Raw genomic sequence first — 16,483 nt, 5'->3', positions numbered from 1 at the left:
CCGAACGGCAACTGTCCAAGATTCACATCGACGCGCGCAAGATCGGGCTCGGGTCCGGCTGGCCGTCAGGCGCTCGCGGCCGGATCGCCATGGCCGGCTGGTGCGACGGCTGGGCGGTCGGCCGGAAGTGACTGGCGGCAGAGGCGGTCGGCCGTGCGGGTCGTCTCCGGCAGCCGGTATCGGGGCGTCAACGCCAGCACCCGGTCCACCGCGTTGTCCAGACTCATCCGGTGTCCGACGCTGACGAAGACCGGCTTCACCCCGTCGCGGGTCCGCAGCACCCGACCCACCACCTCACCGCCGTCACGCAGGGGCGTCCAGGCGCCGCGCTCCGGCGCCGGCTCGTCCCAGACTCCGACCAGCGGCGTCTTCCCCACCCCGATGGCGGGCAGCCCGGTCACCAGCCCGAGATGGCAGGCCAGCCCGAACCGACGCGGATGCGCCAGCCCGTGCCCGTCGCAGACCAGCAGGTCGGGCCGGACGGTCAACCGCTCCAGGGCCGCCAGCAACGCCGGCAGCTCACGGAAGGCGAACAGCCCCGGCACGTAGTCGAACGCCGGCCGGCCCACACTCACCGCCTCGTCCACCACCGCGAGGGTGGCCGCGTCCAGCACCGTGACGGCGGCCGCGAGCCGGTCACCGCTCTCCGCGTAGGCGACGTCCAGCCCGGCGACCGTCGCGGGCGCGGTCGGCCCCGGCCCGACCAGGTCGACCCGGGACCGCAACTCCTCCTGTACGCGCAGCGCCTCCGCCACGTCGGACGGCGGGCGGTACGGCACTCCGCCCGTTGTCACGGCCGGCCGTCCTCCGGATCGGCGTCGCGGTTCGGGCCGGGGTTGCGGGTGGGGATGTTGGCGAGGGCGATCCCGAAGGCCAGGCCGATGCCGATTCCGAAGGCCGCCCCGGCGGCACCGCCGATGGTGAGCAGGCCGATCATTAGCCCGATCAGCAGGCCCGCGACCCAGGAGGCTGCCTGACGTCGTGGCGAACCGGTCATCGGATCACCGTAGCCGCCCCGGTACGGATCACTGGCCGACGCGGCCGTCGATCAGCTCGCGCAGCAGGTCGGCATGGCCGTTGTGCCGGGCGTACTCCTCGATCATGTGCACGAGCAGCTCCCGCAGCGAGATTTCCCCGTCGCCGTGCCGCCCCTTGACGTCCAGGTTCGGGGCCTCGGCGACGAACCGCTCCGCGTACGCGACCTCCTCCCGCCAGGCCGCCCAGGCCTCCTCGATCACGGGCGGGTCGCCCACGGCGCCGTTGAAGTCGGCGTCCGGGTTCGCCTGGTCCCGCCAGATCCGCGGTGCGTCCTCGCCCGCCATCGTGCGGCGGAACCAGCCCCGCTCCACCTCCGCCAGGTGCCGGACCAACCCCAGCAGCGACATGGGCGACGGTGGGACGGACCGCCGGGCCAACTGCTCGGCGTCGAGGCCGGCGCACTTGAGTTCGAGGGTGAGGCGCTGATCCCTCAGGTAGTTGACCAGGACGCTCAGCTCGTCGTCGAACCCGCCCTCCGAACGGGGGTCGTCCTCCGGCGTGACGAACATGTTCGACCAGGCGAACTGGGGAGTGGGTCGATCGGTCCCGGTGCTGGTAGCCGCATCAGACATGCCGGGGCCTTCTCTCCTGAGACGGCGGCCGGCAAGTCAATTCGACGGCGGGATCAGGATGCGGCGGCGGCGATGGTGGGGTCGGCGCCGGGATCGCCAGCCTGCTGAAGCTGCTCCTCGAACATCACAAACGTCCGCCGACGAATGCCGGCGATCAGCGTTGCCTCCTCGGGCGTGTACGCACGGCCTTCGGCGATGGCCACGTCCTCGATGGCGTTGACCGTCTCGTAGAGAGCGAAGATTGGCCCCTCACCCTTGGTGTAGCGCCCACGCTCCTCTTCAACGCGCTGCACGAACCGTTCAGCCGAACGAACAAAGATGTCTCCACCCATCGCGAACAGAATCTCGTCGACGATGTCATTGGCGGGTCGCCAACCGCCCGTCCCTCGGTCCAACCTCCAAGCGGTGAATCCCCCCTCCCGGGTCGGCACAATCTTCACGGGAGTGTCGTAATAGTCGTAGTAGCCCGAGAGGCTCAAGCCGTCCATCGGTTCCGTCATTACCGCCCACCGCTCAAGGTTGTTTGGAGCGCAGCCCAGAAGTGCTCACGCTGGCGCCGAATGATGCCGTTGCGAATCGCCGACTCCGTGTCCGAGAGACTACGTCCCTGTTCCCCCGGCACCGCTTCGAGGTCGCGCCACACCTCGAACAGCGAGTGTTCCCACTCCGCCACCTGATCGAGAGCAGCAAGTTGAAGCCGGAACTCCGCAATATGCCCGGTCGAGGTTCGCAACAGGAACTGGACGTCTCGGTAGCCGCTGTCCTGTGGCTCGCGGAACCGATCCTCGAACCTCACCACCTGTATCAGTGGATTAGCCGCAAGTTGCGCAAGTCCGAGGTAGAGGCCATCCAGCGTCTGATAGGAAACCCGGCCGGCTGCGAGATCTCGGAGGCGAGAGGCGTTCCCGCCATACTTAGTCACCTTGTCCTCTGCCCGCCTACGCTCCTTCGGCCCGGGTCGTGGTTGATACTCAGCCTCGTTCGATGACATCTCAGCCAACTCGCGGCCTAGCGAGTCAATCTCGTGCTGCGCCATCGCTGCGGCCTGATATAAGTGGTCCAGGTATTGATCGCGATACCTCATGTCGCCCGACCGCGCTTCATCGAATCCTGGCTGCAAGGCCGTGGGCCGCTCGCCGTCGAAACGCGCACTCGCCTCCGCCTGCTCCTGACTGAGTGGCGTGGGTTCCACCGGCGGTATCAGCCCTGTGGCCACGGCTGCTGGGCCCCGCTCGTGAATCTCCTCCAAGACCTCGCTGAGGACGTCGATTGCCTTCTGGTGGCTGGCTAGGTGGTGGAGGGTGACGGGGCGGGCGGTCAGCGAGTTGGCGAGTTCCGGCGTCGAGAGGATCATCCGGACCAGGTCGGGCCGCTGCGCGAGCTGCCGTACCAGGGTTTCGGCCAGCAGCTCCTCGCCTCGGGGCGGCGCCTCCCACGTGTGGTCGAGCATCTGCCGGACGCGCGGGTCGGCGAGCAGTCGCGTCAGGTCGCCGGCCGTCGCCGAGTCCAGTTCCGGCACCAGCCGTTGCAGCGTCGGCCCGTCGACGTGTTGGGCCAGCTCGACCGGGGTCACCCCGGCGGCGAAGACCTCGTCCAGGCTCGCGCTCGCGGCCAGGGCATCCCGCACGTACAGCCCGGCGGCGATCCGGTCGGTGTGCGCGTCCCGGTGCGCGTTCCGCAGCTGGACCGCCTCCGGCTCCGCGTCCGGAGCGCCGCCGGGTAACGAGGTGCCGTCCGGCCGGTGGTGGAAGGTGGTGGATTCGCCGAGCAGGTGCACGTGGTTGAAGTCCGGTGCATCACCGTCGACGGGCGGTGGTGGTGCTGGGTCGAGCGGTCGGGGCGGCGCCGGTGGTTCCACCGGCTCGGGCAGAACGTTGTAGTCGCCCGGCGGCAGGCCCGCGAGCGGCATCGGCCGGCCGTCGGGACCGAGCACCAGGGCGTCGACGCCCACCAGGTTGCGGGGACTGGGGACACCGCTGTGGGTGTAGAGCGGATGCCCTCCCATCCGACCCGTCTGCGGGTCGAGGTAGAGGACCGTGCCGTTCTGGTTCAGCGCCACCCAGGCGTGTGAGCCACCGCCCTCGTACGTGGTGATGAGGAACGCGTAGCTGCCGTGGCCGCCCGCCAGGAGTTGCCCGCGCAGGTCGCGGTAACCGTCCTCGATCACCGCACGCGTGTCGTGGTCGGAGGCCCCGGGCAGGGCGGCCGGGCAGAGGTTCTGGAACCGCCCGCCCGTAATCTCCTCGACCCGAAGAGGCCCGTCCACCTCGCCGCCCACCGGCTGACGGACGTCTCCGAGCAGGTAGCCGTCGAAGGTACGCGGCGCGGAGACCCGCGGCCGGCCGTGCATCCAGGTCTCGAAGAGCGACAACGTGCAGTCCAGGCAGTTGATGCCCCGGGTGGCGTCCGCCGCGGGTCCACCGTCGTTCGCCAGCTGGAACCACCCGTCTCGGCGGGGATCGGGGGTCCGCACCACACTGCCGTCGGGATTGCGCGGCACCTGTCGTTCCAGGTCGGTCTGGTGCAGTGCGAGCGGTGGCCGGAGGCCGCCCCGCATCCCGTAGCGGCGGGAGCGGTCGATCGGTGGTGGATGGCCGTGGCCGGTGAGCGCCGAGTGGTCCGGCGTCTCGACGGCACCGAGTGCGAGGTCGGCGACATCGTCATTGATCCGGTAGAAGTCGCGGTCGTCCTCGACCGTCACCTCGGCGGGCGCTACTGAACCTGTGAGGACCTGCTGGGCCATCTCACGCAGGTCATTGGCCTCTGCGCTGGCCTCGCGCGCGGCCTGCTGCCAACGCTCCGCGCGTAAGTGGCGGCCTGTGTGCTGCAGCTGGAACGCCCGTTCACCGTATTCGCCCGCTGCACGGTGGAAGTGGTCGGCTCGGACCCGGAGCCATTCCGCCTCCTGTTGCCGCCGGCTTTCCTCATACCACTGCCGTTGTTCCTGGAGATTGCGTTCGTAGTGGCGTCTTTCCAGGGTTTCCCGGCCGGCTGCCAACCGAGCGGCCTGATCCTCCCGCCTCCTCCGAGACTCGGGAGGCCCAACGAACGGACCGGGCGGCGACGGCGGCGGGCCGGAGGCGGGCCGCTTCGGGGCAAGCGCGTCCAGCAGCGGAAATCGAGGATTCGGCGTGGATCGAACGTCCGGGCCGGTGCTGGACGGCCCGGTCATCGAACTGACGGCCGGCGCGGCGCGGGACGCGGCCGGTGGTCCGGACAGCGGGACGGGCCGATCTGCCCCGCCGACGGCGGAGCGGTCCGGCAGCATTGATACCGGGTCGTGCGCAGGGGTGGCGGGTGCTCCGACCACCGTCGGGGCCGCTCCCGCCTGCGCCGGTGCCGCCTGGCTCGGTGTACCTATGTCGGGCACAGTCGGCGTGTTGAGCGGGCCGGGCCTCAACTCGGTGTAGCCGGGAATCGGCGATCCGGTCTTAGTCGCGTCAAGGGTGACGGACGAGAGCGTGGGGCTCGTTGTCATTTCCACCGACGCAGGGTTCGCTGTGACATCTACCTGCGCCGAGCGGAGTATCGCGTCGGAGCCGCCCGTCGCCGGAGAATCCGGGTCGACGGAAGCGTGATGCATCGGGGCCGGCCGGTCCGTCAGCGAAGGGGCGGCATCCGACGCCAGGCGAGACTCAACGGCACTGGTGGGCGAGGCGGACTCTTGAGGGGACCGCCCGAGGAACGGGCCTGACTCTGTCTGGGTGGGGGTCAGGTTGGCTGGGTCGGCAGCGGGCGGGAGCCCCAGGGACACCGGCTGTGCGGGAAGACCGCCCAGCTTCTGGTCGAGCCGGTGGTGCAGGGCGCTGTCGGCCTGCTCGCTGGCGGAGCCGCTGGCGCCGGAGGCCGCTGCCCGGGCGATGTCCTCCAGCGACAGGTCCTGACCGGTGGCGAGCCCCGCCGCACTCTCGGCCAGGGTCTCGCCGGCCATCTCCCGCCCGAAGCGCTCCCCGACCTGGGCGAACCGCCCGTGCGCGTGCCGCCCGAGGCCGGCCAGTGGCGCCGCCGCGCCGCCGGCGAAGCCGCCGAGCCCCGACATGCCCAGGTCGGTCAGGTCCAGGCCGCCCCGGCGGCCCGTGGAGTTCTGGTAGGCCTGGGTCGCCAGGCTGGTGCCGGCCTCCTGCCCCGCCTCGACCAGGCCGCCCAGCGCGGCCCGGCGGGCGAGCCCACGGGCGCCGCTCTTGACGACCTCCTTGGCGGCCCGTTCGCCGGCCTCCTTCAGCCCCTCCTTGACGGCCTTGCGGGCCAACTGGGCCACCAGCCGCTTGAAGATCTGCTGCACGGCGACCCGGCTGGCCGCGATCGCGGCACCGGCGGCCGGCGAGGCGGCGCCCAGGGTCAGCACGGTGGCGACCGCGAGCGAGAGCAACTCGACGACCAGGATGCCCAGCTCGATCCAGGCTTCGAGCTTGGCGCCCTCGATGTCGCAGCCGCACGAGTCGACCAGCTTGCCCAGCTCGCCGGTCGCCGCCACGAGGATGTGCAGCGGCGCGTCCTCGCCCTCGGCGACCTTGCCCCAGGCGATGTCGAACGCCTGCGCCACCAGGCCGACGCCGCCATATCCGCTGCGAACCTCGCCGGCAGCGCTGGTGGCGTCGTTCCGCGGGCCGGCCAGGACGTCGGCGACGCCGTACCACTGGTCGGCCAGGTCCCAGACGGCGCGTTCGTTGCCCTCCGGCCACTCGACGCCGACGACCCAGTCGAGCGCCTCGTAGATCCAGCCGGGCACGTCCCAGGGGCAGTGGTCGAGCGGGTGTGGGATCGGGCTGGGCAGCATGCTCACGCGCGGATCCTCCGGTGGTCAGCGCCAGGGCCGGTGCGGGTTGTGCTGCTGGTGTGGGATCTCGCCGATCTGGCGGGCGTTGGTCAGGTCGGTCTCGACCGTGGCGGCGACGGAACGCACCACGTCGGTGCCCAGCCCTTCGAGGGAGCGGCCGAGAATCTCCCAGGCGCGCAGCAGGGTCCCCGCGTAGCCCTGGTAGTGCTTGTCGAAGGCGGCCCCGATGTCGTCCCGGCCCCACGGGCGCTGCGCGCCGGCGGCCGCGATCGGGTCGCCCGCCTCCCGCCGGGAGGTGCTGACCGCCTCTCCGGCCAGGGCCAGGTCGGCTCCGCCGCGCCGGGCCCGGTCCGGATCCAGCCAGATCTCCCCGTCGGCCATGCCGTCACTCGCCGCGTGACAGGACGGCGTCGGCCCGGCCCAGCAACGCCCCGAAGTCATGGGTACGCAGGAACTCCACCGACGGCGAGCCGGGCGGCAGGTAGCCGGCGACCAGCTCACGGGTCGCCGTGACCGCGGCGCGGGACGCCCGCAGCACGGTGTCGGTGATCTTCCGGCTCAGCGCGCCGGCGTCCCGCTCGCGGAACACCGACGGAGCGACCTCGACGCTGATGAGCTCGCCGCGGGCGCCCACGACCGCCGTCACCTGGCCGTCGTCGGAGCGTTCGGTCACCCGCAGCTCGGCGAGCCTGATCTGCAGTTCGTCCAAACCGGACCGAAGTCGCTGGTACTGGCCGTACACCTCGTCGAACCGCGCACGCAGCGCACGGTTCGCATCCCGGTCCGCGCTCTCGGCCACCGCCGCTCCCCTTCCGTCACCGTCAGTAGGGCCGACCATACCGGGCGCCACGGAGTCCGTGGGGTCCGGTAACTTCAGGCTGTGATCGAACGACAGCAGGCCGAGCAACTCGCCGCCGTCTGGGCTCGACGGGATTCCGAGCGCCTGGGATTTCCGTGCACTCCGGTCGTCGAGGAGTTCGACCTCGGCTACCTGGTCACGTCCACTGTGTCCGCCGAGGCCCGGGCTCTTCCCGGTGACCTGCCGACCACGGTCATCGACAAGGAGACCGGCGAGCTGTCGACCTGGCCCCGGGTGCCGGCCGACGTCGTCGAGCAGATGTTCCGGCAGCGCCGGCCGGGCGCGTCACCCGCACCGCGCACCGTCGACCCGTCCGGCCAACTGCTCCGGGAGATCACCCGGTTGCCCACGCCCGGCGCCGCGGCCCATCTCACCGTCGACGGTCGCACGCACGTCGCGCAGGGCGCCAAAGGCGACGTCGAGCTGCACCACCATCCGCTGGTGCGGTCCTATCTGGACGACTTGCCCACCGGCCACCTGGTCCGGGGTGGTGACCGGCACGCCGAGATGATCGTCGTCTCCGACGTCCTGCATGAGCATGATCACCTCCGCGCCGCCGATGGCCTGCCGCCAATGGACGCGGAGGAGGCAAAGGCACTTCTCGGCCGCAGCCGGATGGAGTTCTTCCGAATCCGTGAGGCGGGCGACGGAGCGGCCGGCCCTGCGAAGGTGCCGTGCGACTCGTGCGTGCAATTCCTGGTGGCCTTCACCGCCCTACCGTGGCCAGTTCTTGCCTATGCAGAGGAATGGCGATCCCGGCCCGAGGTCGACCCCGACCCTGGGCGGTTCCCGGCTGAGGTCACGCATGCCCTCGTGGAAGCGGGTTGGCGCCCTCACTTCGGAGACGAGGTGCTGGCGGAAGCGGCGGTCAGGGACGTCCGGGCAGTAAGCGGCAGGCGGCATGACCACGCCGTCTTCCCCGCCGTGATGCCGACTCTTACTGCCTTTCCCGGCCTGGATAGTCGTCGCCGAGGTCCCGGCGAGCAGGTATGGATTTCCCGGTTCGGCATCCGTCCCCGAGACATGGCCCATACCGCGGACACTCTCGCGGATTTCGCCATGGTGCTGGGCGTCGGACTGTTTCCGTTGGGAACCGAGCGTGGTGACAGCATCATCGCCGTCGACGAGCACGGCCGGATCTTCGCGCTCGATCAGGCGGGTGAGTGGTTCCTCGGCCCCGACATCGACGCCGCGCTCACCACCCTGCTGCTCGGTCGCGCTCCCGCCCGGGTCCGCGACGACGGCACCTGGTAAGCCCCGCTACAGCTGCACCCCGGTCAGCACCATGACCCGCGGCTCGGTGTAGTCGTCCATGGCGCTGCGCAGCCCTTCCCGCCCCACGCCCGAGCCCTTGACCCCGCCGTAGGGCATCTGGTCGGCCCGGTACGACGGCACGTCCCCGATGATCACACCGCCGACCTCCAGCGTCCGGGCCGCGAGGAACGCGGTCTGCAGGTTGTGCGTGAACACGCCGGCCTGCAACCCGTACGCCGAGTCGTTGACCGCGGCGAACGCGGCCTGGGCGTCGGTGACCGGGGCGACCACGAGCACCGGCCCGAACACCTCCTCGGTGTGGACCTTGGCCGACGACGGCACCCCGCTGAGCACGGTGGGCGGGTAGGCGGCGCCGTCCCGGCGTCCGCCGACCTCGATGGTGGCCCCGGCGGCGACCGCCTCGTCGACCCATGCCTCGACGCGTTGGGCCGCTTCGACGGAGACGAGCGGGCCCACGTCGGTCAGCTCGGAGGTCGGGTCGCCGGTGCGCAGCTCCTCCACGGCCGCGACGAGCCGGGGCAGGAAGCCGTCGTAGAGCCATTCGTGCACGTACACGCGCTGGACCGCGATGCAGGACTGCCCGGCCTGGTAGTTGGAGAAGGTGGCGATCCGGTGCGCGGCGAAGGTCAGGTCCCCGTCGGACGCCCAGTCCTCGCAGATCACCGCCGCGGCGTTGCCGCCGAGTTCGAGGGTGACGTGCTTGTCGGGGGCGGCCCGGCGGATGGCCGCGCCGACCGGCCCGGAGCCGGTGAACGACACGACGGGCAGCCGGGGGTCGGCGACGAGTTCGGCGGCACGCTCGTTGGGCAGCGGCAGCACCGAGAACATCCCCTCGGGCAGGTCGGTCTCGGCCAGGATCTCGCCGAGCAGCAGCGCGGAGAGCGGGGTGGCCGGGGCCGGCTTGACCACGATGGGGGCGCCGACGGCGAGGGCCGGGGCGACCTTGTGCGCGACGAGGTTCAGCGGGAAGTTGAACGGGGTGATCCCCAGGACGGGGCCGCGGGGCACCCGCCGGACCAGCGCGATCCGGCCGGTGGCGGCCGGGTCGGTGTCGAGGCGTTGCAGCTCGCCGGAGAAGCGCCGGGCCTCCTCGGCCGCCCAGCGGAAGGTGGAGACCGCGCGGCCCACCTCGGCCTTCGCCCATTTCACCGGCTTGCCGTTCTCGGCGGTGATCAGCGCGGCGATCTCGCCGGCCCGGTCGGCCAGCCGGCGGGAGACGTGGTCGAGGGCCGCCGCGCGGACGTGCGCGGGCAGGGCCGCGGCCGCCGCGGCCACCTCGGCGGCTGCCGCGACGGCGGCTTCGACCTGGTCGGGCGTGGCGAGGGTGGTACGCCCCACCGTCCGGCCGTCGTACGGGTGGGTGACGGTCAGCTCACCCTCGCCGTGGGCGGGGCGGCCGGCGACATAGAAGGCTCTCGGCTCCACGCTCGGCAGCGTAGACCACGCAGGGCCGCGCGGAAACAGTTGCTCAAACCCTTGTCTGCCTCGGATTTAGTAGCCAAGATGGCAGTCAGATTGCGATAACCTCCGCAGACCTTCCCCCCGGCCACCCCTCGGAGACTTCTGATGAGCGATCAGCAGCAGCTGCGCAACTTCGTCAACGGCGAGTACGTCGACCCGGTGGACGGCGGCTTCGCCGACCTGATCGACCCGTGCACCGGCGAGGTCTTCGCCCAGGCGCCGGTCTCCGGTGCGGCGGACGTGGACGCGGCCATGAAGGCGGCCGCCGCCGCGTTCGAGACCTGGCGGGACGCCACCCCGGGCGAGCGGCAGAAGGCGCTGCTGAAGCTCGCCGACGCCGTGGAGTCCCGGGCGGCCGAGCTGGTCGACGCCGAGGTCCGCAACACGGGCAAGCCCCGCCAGCTCACCGCCGACGAGGAACTGCCGCCGGCGGTGGACCAGTTCCGCTTCTTCGCGGGCGCCGCCCGCCTGCTGGAGGGGCGCTCGGCCGGCGAGTACATGGCCGGGCACACCTCGTACGTGCGGCGGGAGCCGATCGGCGTCTGCGCCCAGGTCACGCCCTGGAACTATCCGCTCATGATGGCGGTCTGGAAGATCGCCCCGGCCCTGGCGGCCGGCAACACGGTGGTGTTGAAGCCCTCCGACACCACCCCGGTGTCGACGCTGCTGCTGGCCGAGATGGCGTCCGAGTTCCTGCCGCCGGGCGTGTTCAACGTGGTCTGCGGCAACCGGGACACCGGCCGGGCGCTGGTGTCGCACCCGACCCCGCAGTTCGTCTCGATCACGGGTTCGACCCGGGCCGGCATGGAGGTCGCCGCGGCGGCGGCGCCGGACCTCAAGCGGACCCACCTGGAGCTGGGCGGCAAGGCCCCGGTGGTGATCTTCGACGACGCGGACGTGGCGGCGGCGGCCGAGGCCATCGCGGTGGGCGGCTACTTCAACGCCGGTCAGGACTGCACGGCCGCAACCCGGGTGCTCGCGGGGCCGGGCATCCACGACGACTTCGTGGCCGCCCTCGCCGAGCAGGCCCGCAACACGAAGACCGGCGCCCCGGACGACGAGGACGTGCTCTACGGCCCGCTGAACAACGCCAACCAGCTCGCCCGGGTACGCGGCTTCGTGGACCGGCTGCCGGATCACGCGAAGGTCGACACCGGCGGCTCCCAGGTCGGCGAGCGCGGCTACTTCTACGCCCCGACGGTGGTCTCCGGGGTCCGCCAGGCCGACGAGATCATCCAGGACGAGGTGTTCGGGCCCGTCATCACCGTGCAGCGCTTCTCCGACGAGGACGAGGCGGTGCGCTGGGCGAACGGCGTGGACTACGGCCTCTCCGCCTCGGTGTGGACGAAGGACCACGGCCGGGCCATGCGGATGACCCGCCGGCTGGACTTCGGCTGCGTCTGGGTGAACACCCACATCCCGTTCGTCTCCGAGATGCCGCACGGCGGCTTCAAGCACTCCGGGCACGGCAAGGACCTCTCGGTCTACAGCCTGGAGGACTACACGCGGATCAAGCACGTCATGCACAACATCGAGGGCTGACCCATGTCGAGCGAGGAACTGCACAAGCGGCGCGGGGCCGCCGTCGCCCGGGGCGTCGGCAGCACGATCACCTCCTACGTCGACCACGCGGGCGGCGGGACGATCACCGACGTCGACGGGCGGGAGTGGATCGACTTCGCGGCCGGCATCGCGGTCGCCAACGTGGGCAACTCGGCGCCGAGGGTGGTCGAGGCGGTCCGGGCGCAGGTCGAGCGCTTCACCCACACCTGTTTCATGGTCGCGCCCTACGAGTCGTACGTGGCGGTCTGCGAGCAGCTCAACGCGCTGACCCCGGGCGACTTCGAAAAGCGCTCGGCGTTGTTCAACTCGGGCGCCGAGGCGGTGGAGAACGCCGTGAAGATCGCCCGGCACGCCACCGGGCGGCCGGCGGTGGTGGTCTTCGACCATGCGTACCACGGCCGGACCAACCTGACCATGGCGTTGACCGCGAAGAACATGCCGTACAAGCACCGGTTCGGGCCGTTCGCCGGCGAGGTCTACCGGGTGCCGGTGTCGTACCCGCTGCGTGACGGCGGCCTCGACGGGGCGACCGCGGCGGCGCGGGCCGTCGAGATGGTGGAGAAGCAGGTGGGCGCCGAGAACGTGGCGGCGCTGCTGATCGAGCCGATCCAGGGCGAGGGCGGTTTCGTGGTGCCGGCCGAGGGCTTCCTGCCGGGGCTGCGCGAGTGGGCGACCGCCGCCGGGGTGGTGTTCGTCGCCGACGAGATTCAGACCGGGTTCTGCCGGACCGGCGACTGGTTCGCCTGCCAGCACGAGGGCGTCGAGCCGGACCTGGTCACCCTGGCCAAGGGCATCGCCGGTGGGCTGCCCCTCGCCGCGGTCACCGGGCGGGCCGAGCTGATGGACGCGGTGCACGTCGGCGGCCTGGGTGGGACGTACGGGGGCAACCCGATCGCCTGCGCGGCCGCGCTCGCGGCCATCGAGACCATGCACGAGCTGGACCTGGCCGCCGCCGCCCGGCGGATCGGCGCGGTCATGGTCGACCGGCTGCGCGCCATCGCCGCCCGTGACCCGCGCGTGGCCGAGGTGCGTGGTCGTGGCGCGATGCTCGCCGTGGAGATCGTCCAGCCGGGCACGCTGACCCCGGACCCGGCCGCCACGGCGGCGATCTCGGCGGCCTGCCACGCGGCCGGGCTGCTCACCCTCACCTGCGGCACGTACGGCAACGTGCTGCGGTTCCTGCCGCCGCTCGTCATCTCCGACGACGAACTGGGCCGCGGCCTGGACATCCTGGAGGCCGCGTTCGGCTGACCGAGGTCAGCCCACGATCGTGGAACACCACGGGCGTCGATCCCCCCAGGTGCCGCCCGTGGTGTTCCACCCGTCTCCCGCCTACAGGCACATCCAGCAGTAGGCGTCGAGCCCCTCCGCGCCCGCCGCCCGCGCCACCCGCCGCAGCTCGGCCACCAGCTCGGCCAGCAGTTCCACCTCCGGCTCCCCCATCCACTCCTCGGCGGTGCGCCACTCGGCCGCGACCGGCCGCAGGCGCTCGTCGGGCAGGGCCGCCAGCTCCGCGACGAAGTCCGGCACCAGCCGGATGAGGTACGGCCCCTCGTCGTCGTGGCCGTCGATCCGCTCCCCGCCGGCGTGCAGCCCGGCGCTCGGCGACCCGAGCCGGCCCGCGCGGACCGCCTCCCACAGCGCGCCGCCCAGCACGAACGGCTCGACGTTCTTGCACCGCAGCGGCTCCAGGTCGTCGCCCGGCCCGGTCTCGGCGGCGGCCCGCGCCTGGTCCAGAGTGGCCGCGAAGTACTCGGTCAGAATGCCCACTCCCGGCACGCTAGGTGCCACCCCCGACACTCCCGTAGAAGGGGCCCCACGGCGGGCACATCCTGTTCTATAGTCCTACTGTCGTAGGACAATAGAAGGGCGTCTCGTGATCGAGTTCGTACTGGACGGCCGGTCCAAGGTGAACACCTATGTGCAGCTGATCCAGCAGGTCAAACAGGCCCTGCGGGTGGGGCTGCTGACGCCCGGCGACCAGTTGCCGAAGGTCCGCGACGTCGCACAGTCGCTGGCCATCAACCCGAACACGGTGCTGAAGGCGTACCGCGAGCTGGAGATCGAAGGTCTGGTCGAGGGACGCCCCGGCGTCGGCACCTTCGTCCGCCGGACCATCGCCGGCTCGTCGCTGGCCGATCAGGCCGAGCTTCGCGAGGAGCTGGTGGCCTGGCTGCACCGCGCCCGCGCCGCAGGGCTCACCCCGGAAGACGTCACCGCCCTGGTCGAGACCACCATGCGGGCCGCGCTCGTCGCGGGCACGACGCGTGCCGAACCCGCCTCAGCAGGATGAGAGGACAGCTGATGGAGATCGCGCTGGAGGCCGAGCAGCTCGGCAAACGGTACGGAAGAACCTGGGCGCTGCGGGACTGCTCGCTGCGCCTGCCCGCCGGGCGGATCGCCGCCCTCGTCGGCCCCAACGGCGCCGGCAAGAGCACCCTGCTGCACCTCGCGGTCGGCCTGCTGCGGCCGGACGCCGGCGCGGTGCGGATCTTCGGCGAAACGCCGTACGCCAACCCGTCGGTGCTGCCCGAGATCGGCTTCGTCGCCCAGGACACCCCGCTCTACCGGGACTTCACCGCGGCCGACCTGGTGGAGGTGGGCCGCCGGATGAACAAGCGCTGGGACGGGGCACTGGCCCGCAACCGGCTGGCCCAGCTCGGCATCCCGCCGAAGCTGCCCGTCGGCAAGCTGTCCGGCGGCCAGCGGGCGCAGGTCGCGCTGGCGCTCGCGCTCGCGAAGCGGCCCCGGCTGCTGCTCCTCGACGAACCGGTCGCCAGCCTCGATCCGCTGGCGCGCCGGGAGTTCCTGCAGTCGCTGATGGGCAGCGTCGCCGAGTCCGAGACGACCGTCCTGCTCTCCTCGCACCTGCTGGCCGACCTGGAACGGGTCTGCGACTACCTGGTCGTGCTGCAGGCCGCCCGGGTGCACCTGGCGGGCGCGGTCGACGACCTGGTCGCCGCTCACCGGCAGCTGGTCGGGCCGCGGCACGGCGGCGAACCGATCGAGGGGGTCGACACCGTGGTCCGGGCGAGCCACACCGCCCGGCAGTCGACGCTGCTGGTCCGTACGACCGGCGAGGTCCTCGCCCCGGAATGGACGGTGCACGACGTGACGCTGGAGGACCTCGTGCTGGCCTACCTCGCCGAGGGCGAGACCACCACGAGCCACGCGGCCTGGGAGGTGCCGGCATGATCTGGCTGGCCTGGCGGCAGCACCGCAAGCAGCTGCTCTTCACCCTCCTCGGCTTCGCCGCGCTCGCGGCCCTGATGATCCCGATCGGCCTGTCGATGCGGCACAGCTTCACCGAGCTCGGGCTGCCGGACTGCGTCAGTCAGCTGGCGCGTTCGCAGCTCGACCCGGTCACCGCGAACGGCTGCGAGTCGGCGTTCCGCCAGTTCACCAACCGGTACCAGAGCTTGAACCTGGTGGCGGTCCTGCTTGTCGTCCTGCCGGTGCTCGTCGGTCTGTTCTGGGGCGCCCCGCTGGTCGCCCGGGAGGTGGAGCACGGCACGCACCGGTTCGCCTGGACGCAGGGCGTCGGCCGCACGCGGTGGGCCCTGGTGAAGTTCGGCCTGGTCGTCGTCGTCACGCTGACCCTGGCGATCGGCTACGGACTGGGCATGGCCTGGTGGGTGAGCCCGCTGACCCAGGCCGCGCACGAGGGCCGCCTCGGCTTCATCGTCTTCGACCTGCAGGGCATCGCCCCGATCGGCTACACGCTCTTCGCGGTGGCGCTCGGCATCTTCGCCGGCACACTCTGGCGCCGGATGCTGCCCGCCATGGGCGTCACCCTGGCCGCGTTCATCGGGGTCCGGGCGGCGGTGGCGATCCTGGCCCGACCGCACTACCAGCCCGCCCGCACCCTCACCTTCCCGATCGAGGGGGCCGATCTGCTGCGGGAGGACCGGGGCAACTGGGTCCTCGCCAGCGGTGTGCGCAGCGCCGACGGGAAGATGCTGGCGGCCGACACCCGGATCATGTGCCCGCCGGGCGGCCAGGCACCGGACGGCGGCCGCTGCGGGGCGGACATCGGCGCCGGACCGGGCGCCTACAACTGGGAGCTCTACCAGCCGGCGGACCGGTTCTGGCCGTTCCAGTGGATCGAGACCGGCATCTTCGTCGCGCTCGCCGCCCTCCTGCTCTACCTCGCCGTACGCCGGCTCCGCCGGATCGCCTGAGCGGCCCGGCCGGGTGGAACGCCCTGGCGTTCCACCCGGCGCCGGACCGGGCGCGGTCAGCGCAGAAGTTCCACCACGTTGCGGCGGACCAGGTTCTTGCCCGGCTCCCGGATCAGGTCCATGGCCGCCGCGTTGAGCAGCACGCAACTCCCGGACGGCCCGGTGACCGTCACGGTCGCCGCCTTGCCGTTGTCCAGGTTCGTCACCCGCAGCCGGGTGCCCACCGGGAACTGCCCGCTGGTGGCGGCCGGCGCCCCGCCCTCGGCGGAGAAGGTGATCGCCCCGCTGCAGACGCTGGCGGGCGCGCCGCCGGGCTGGGCGTTGCCCGGCCGGGCCTCGCCGATCGGGGCGCCGCCACCCGGCCCGGCCGCGCCGGTCGCCGGGGCGCCGCCGTCGAGGCGTTCGACAAGGTTGCGGCGGATCACGTTCTTGCCCGGCTCGCGGACCAGGTCCATGGCCGCCGCGTTCAGCAGCACGCAACTGCCCGACGGGCCGGTCACCGTGACCGTCGCGACCTTGCGGTTGTCCAGGTTGGTCACCCGCAGCCGGGTGCCCACCGGGAAGCGGTCGCTGGTGGCCGCCGGCGCCCCGCCCTCCGCCGAGAAGGTCACCGACCCCGCACAGGCCGACTGCCCGGCCGGGGTGGTCTCCGCGAACCCCATCCCCGTGCCCACCGCGACGACCGCCGAGGCGGCCAGTGCCACGGTCGCCGCCAGCACGTGCTTGCGCTGCACCTTCACGTTGTCTCTCCCGTCGT

The 16,483-nt window shown here is 71.9% G+C and carries 16 protein-coding genes; 6 read left to right on the top strand and 10 right to left on the bottom strand.

Going from position 1 to position 16,483, the window contains the following annotated elements; all coding sequences use genetic code 11:
• Window positions 1-65: 65 nt before the first annotated feature.
• Genes nfi through ACQP12_RS04875 form a run of 7 tightly spaced genes read right to left on the bottom strand, consistent with a single transcriptional unit; the run spans window position 66 to window position 7,186 of the window.
• Complete coding sequence (gene nfi / locus ACQP12_RS04905; protein ID WP_433285336.1) at window positions 66-794, bottom strand: deoxyribonuclease V; 729 nt, start codon at window positions 792-794, stop codon at window positions 66-68.
• Complete coding sequence (locus tag ACQP12_RS04900; RefSeq protein WP_433285334.1) at window positions 791-997, bottom strand: hypothetical protein; 207 nt, start codon at window positions 995-997, stop codon at window positions 791-793. Before ACQP12_RS04900 ends, nfi begins: the two co-directional genes overlap by 4 nt.
• Window positions 998-1,025: 28 nt before the next feature.
• Window positions 1,026-1,610 (bottom strand): DinB family protein, encoded by a 585-nt coding sequence (locus ACQP12_RS04895; protein WP_433285332.1) that lies wholly within the window; start codon window positions 1,608-1,610, stop codon window positions 1,026-1,028.
• A 53-nt stretch (window positions 1,611-1,663) separates the two neighbouring features.
• Window positions 1,664-2,110, bottom strand: coding sequence for a hypothetical protein (locus ACQP12_RS04890; RefSeq protein WP_433285330.1), 447 nt, complete (start codon window positions 2,108-2,110; stop codon window positions 1,664-1,666).
• Entirely contained in the window at window positions 2,110-6,387 is a 4,278-nt protein-coding gene (locus tag ACQP12_RS04885) for a toxin glutamine deamidase domain-containing protein (RefSeq protein ID WP_433289129.1), read from the bottom strand. Before ACQP12_RS04885 ends, ACQP12_RS04890 begins: the two co-directional genes overlap by 1 nt.
• A gap of 24 nt (window positions 6,388-6,411) precedes the next feature.
• Window positions 6,412-6,768, bottom strand: coding sequence for a hypothetical protein (locus ACQP12_RS04880; RefSeq protein ID WP_357947498.1), 357 nt, complete (start codon window positions 6,766-6,768; stop codon window positions 6,412-6,414).
• 4 nt (window positions 6,769-6,772) lie between these two features.
• Window positions 6,773-7,186 (bottom strand): YbaB/EbfC family nucleoid-associated protein, encoded by a 414-nt coding sequence (locus ACQP12_RS04875; protein ID WP_433285327.1) that lies wholly within the window; start codon window positions 7,184-7,186, stop codon window positions 6,773-6,775.
• 81 nt (window positions 7,187-7,267) lie between these two features.
• On the opposite strand from ACQP12_RS04875, the gene ACQP12_RS04870 reads away from it, so the two are divergent.
• A complete protein-coding gene (locus ACQP12_RS04870) occupies window positions 7,268-8,500 on the top strand; it encodes an SUKH-3 domain-containing protein (protein WP_433285325.1) in 1,233 nt (410 codons plus the stop codon).
• Between the two features lie 6 nt (window positions 8,501-8,506).
• Here ACQP12_RS04870 and ACQP12_RS04865 read toward each other — a convergent pair whose 3' ends face one another.
• On the bottom strand, window positions 8,507-9,946 hold the full coding sequence (locus ACQP12_RS04865; RefSeq protein ID WP_433285323.1) for an aldehyde dehydrogenase family protein: 1,440 nt from the start codon (window positions 9,944-9,946) through the stop codon (window positions 8,507-8,509).
• A gap of 141 nt (window positions 9,947-10,087) precedes the next feature.
• Here ACQP12_RS04865 and ACQP12_RS04860 point away from each other — a divergent pair, with 141 nt between their 5' ends.
• Window positions 10,088-11,524, top strand: coding sequence for a gamma-aminobutyraldehyde dehydrogenase (locus ACQP12_RS04860; protein WP_357947511.1), 1,437 nt, complete (start codon window positions 10,088-10,090; stop codon window positions 11,522-11,524).
• Window positions 11,525-11,527: 3 nt separating this feature from the next.
• Window positions 11,528-12,796, top strand: coding sequence for a 4-aminobutyrate--2-oxoglutarate transaminase (gene gabT / locus ACQP12_RS04855; protein WP_433285321.1), 1,269 nt, complete (start codon window positions 11,528-11,530; stop codon window positions 12,794-12,796).
• Window positions 12,797-12,877: 81 nt separating this feature from the next.
• Here gabT and ACQP12_RS04850 read toward each other — a convergent pair whose 3' ends face one another.
• Window positions 12,878-13,315: a hypothetical protein gene (locus ACQP12_RS04850; RefSeq protein ID WP_433285319.1), complete on the bottom strand. Its 438-nt coding sequence runs from the start codon at window positions 13,313-13,315 to the stop codon at window positions 12,878-12,880.
• Between the two features lie 106 nt (window positions 13,316-13,421).
• On the opposite strand from ACQP12_RS04850, the gene ACQP12_RS04845 reads away from it, so the two are divergent.
• Genes ACQP12_RS04845 through ACQP12_RS04835 form a run of 3 tightly spaced genes read left to right on the top strand, consistent with a single transcriptional unit; the run spans window position 13,422 to window position 15,726 of the window.
• The gene (locus ACQP12_RS04845) at window positions 13,422-13,838 is read left to right on the top strand and encodes a GntR family transcriptional regulator (protein ID WP_433285317.1); all 417 of its coding nucleotides are present in this window, start codon (window positions 13,422-13,424) and stop codon (window positions 13,836-13,838) included.
• Window positions 13,839-13,849: 11 nt separating this feature from the next.
• On the top strand, window positions 13,850-14,740 hold the full coding sequence (locus tag ACQP12_RS04840) for an ABC transporter ATP-binding protein (RefSeq protein WP_433285315.1): 891 nt from the start codon (window positions 13,850-13,852) through the stop codon (window positions 14,738-14,740).
• Window positions 14,737-15,726: an ABC transporter permease gene (locus ACQP12_RS04835; RefSeq protein WP_357947526.1), complete on the top strand. Its 990-nt coding sequence runs from the start codon at window positions 14,737-14,739 to the stop codon at window positions 15,724-15,726. The genes ACQP12_RS04840 and ACQP12_RS04835 overlap by 4 nt, the downstream gene beginning before the upstream one ends.
• Before the next feature lie 56 nt (window positions 15,727-15,782).
• On the opposite strand, the gene ACQP12_RS04830 is transcribed toward ACQP12_RS04835, so the two are convergent.
• Window positions 15,783-16,466, bottom strand: a complete 684-nt coding sequence (locus ACQP12_RS04830; protein WP_433285312.1) for a hypothetical protein — start codon at window positions 16,464-16,466, stop codon at window positions 15,783-15,785.
• Between the last annotated feature and the right edge of the window lie 17 nt (window positions 16,467-16,483).

The organism is Micromonospora sp. CA-244673, from assembly GCF_050948395.1.
In the GTDB taxonomy this organism is placed as follows: domain Bacteria; phylum Actinomycetota; class Actinomycetes; order Mycobacteriales; family Micromonosporaceae; genus Micromonospora.
Note: the sequence above shows the minus strand (reverse complement) of the source record. Positions and strands in the feature narration are given on the sequence as shown.

What these genes read in the sequence shown, in the direction of transcription:
- ACQP12_RS04900 (WP_433285334.1), bottom strand. Translation starts at nt 997, where the DNA reads ATGACCGGTTCGCCACGACGTCAGGCAGCCTCCTGGGTCGCGGGCCTG.
- ACQP12_RS04895 (WP_433285332.1), bottom strand. Translation starts at nt 1,610, where the DNA reads ATGTCTGATGCGGCTACCAGCACCGGGACCGATCGACCCACTCCCCAG.
- ACQP12_RS04890 (WP_433285330.1), bottom strand. Translation starts at nt 2,110, where the DNA reads ATGACGGAACCGATGGACGGCTTGAGCCTCTCGGGCTACTACGACTAT.
- ACQP12_RS04885 (WP_433289129.1), bottom strand. Translation starts at nt 6,387, where the DNA reads ATGCTGCCCAGCCCGATCCCACACCCGCTCGACCACTGCCCCTGGGAC.
- ACQP12_RS04880 (WP_357947498.1), bottom strand. Translation starts at nt 6,768, where the DNA reads ATGGCCGACGGGGAGATCTGGCTGGATCCGGACCGGGCCCGGCGCGGC.
- ACQP12_RS04860 (WP_357947511.1), top strand. Translation starts at nt 10,088, where the DNA reads ATGAGCGATCAGCAGCAGCTGCGCAACTTCGTCAACGGCGAGTACGTC.
- gabT (WP_433285321.1), top strand. Translation starts at nt 11,528, where the DNA reads ATGTCGAGCGAGGAACTGCACAAGCGGCGCGGGGCCGCCGTCGCCCGG.
- ACQP12_RS04840 (WP_433285315.1), top strand. Translation starts at nt 13,850, where the DNA reads ATGGAGATCGCGCTGGAGGCCGAGCAGCTCGGCAAACGGTACGGAAGA.
- ACQP12_RS04835 (WP_357947526.1), top strand. Translation starts at nt 14,737, where the DNA reads ATGATCTGGCTGGCCTGGCGGCAGCACCGCAAGCAGCTGCTCTTCACC.